Source organism: Bacillus sp. 5mfcol3.1, assembly GCF_900114335.1.
Classification (GTDB): domain Bacteria; phylum Bacillota; class Bacilli; order Bacillales; family Bacillaceae_G; genus Bacillus_A; species Bacillus_A thuringiensis_S.
In genome coordinates this window covers 1-1212 of sequence record NZ_FOST01000065.1, presented here as the reverse complement: position 1 = coordinate 1212, position 1212 = coordinate 1, and the positions used below count along the sequence as shown (strand labels likewise).

The window sequence follows — 1212 nt, the reverse complement described above, 5'->3', positions numbered from 1 at the left end:
TTCGAAGCATACAGACGTTCACAATATGAAGAAACACCAGATAATATTGATAGTATTGTCACTCGTGTAAAAGCTGAAGAGCGGTATTATACAACGAAATATGTTTCGATTGATAATGAGCTGGTAAGCCAGCAACACGTAGTAAAATTAGAAAATCAGGTGGATGAAAAGCTTGGAAAAGAAGGAATAACGGTGAATCAGTCTACAATTTCAAAGGAAACGGATTTTAATAAAAATTTTCAGCCATTGAATGGAAAACAAACGAATGATAAAGAAAAAGACAAGGAAATAGATCCTGGTAATGTAGATCAGTCGAAGTCTACAAAGAAATCGGGTAGAAAAAAAGAAACAATGGAAATGGAACGATGAAAAATTGTATAGCAGGAATACCAGATTAAATCATTTTTTGTTACTCATTTGAGATAGCGGAGAGTGATTTTTTTATATCTAAAAATGAAAGAGGGTAAAAGGAAAAGCCCTCTTTCTTATTTATAGAACGAAAGGAGAGAACGCCATGAATGTATGGCTGTTTGCGGGCTGTATGTTCCTTGTAGCAGTCTTTTTGAACATGTTGCTATTATTTGGTCACAGAATGATCAAAAAGCGGAGAAATAAGAAATGGAAGCGTGAAACTGAAATTGCAGATTAATAGGAGGTATTACGTATGGGGAAAACATTATTTATTGCTGAAAAACAGAAGGTAGCTGTTGAATTATTAAAATCACCTAGATTTAGAAACTCTCAAAAGTATTCGGGAAGTATGCCGTATTATGGCTACTATGAAAATAAAAATTACATTATTAGTTGGTGTCGGGGGCATTTATTAGAGTTAAAACATCCGGAAGAGATGGATTCCAAGTATAAAGTATTTAAATTGGAGCATTTACCCTTAATTTATCAGCCAGTTTATAAAGTAAAGCAAGAGTATGCTGAACAACTACAAACGCTTGTTAAACTGTTGCAGCGTCATGATGTTGACCACGTGGTAAACATATGTGATGCGGATCGAGAGGGAGAATTAATCTATAGGGAAGTATACGAGTACGCTGGGGTAAACAAAAAGCAATCTCGTGTATACAAGTCATCTTTTGAGGCAGCAGAATTAGAAGGAGCATTGAATCGATTAGAACCATTAACGGATTATGACGGGCTTGCTCAATCCGCTAAAGCAAGGCAATACCTGGATTATATTCTAGGGATTAATGTTACAAG

2 protein-coding genes and 1 pseudogene are annotated in these 1212 nt (G+C 35.3%); all 3 read left to right on the top strand.

Annotated elements, in window-relative coordinates; all coding sequences use genetic code 11:
• Positions 1–369, top strand: a pseudogene (locus BM089_RS30465) (hypothetical protein); the annotation flags it as partial.
• A gap of 145 nt (positions 370–514) precedes the next feature.
• Positions 515–649 (top strand): hypothetical protein, encoded by a 135-nt coding sequence (locus BM089_RS31840; protein WP_276565357.1) that lies wholly within the window; start codon positions 515–517, stop codon positions 647–649.
• 15 nt (positions 650–664) lie between these two features.
• On the top strand, positions 665–1212 hold a 548-nt coding region (locus BM089_RS30460; RefSeq protein WP_254791387.1), incomplete at its 3' end, for a toprim domain-containing protein.

Coding starts and splice junctions, on each gene's coding strand:
- BM089_RS31840 (WP_276565357.1), top strand. CDS start 515: ATGAATGTATGGCTGTTTGCGGGCTGTATGTTCCTTGTAGCAGTCTTT.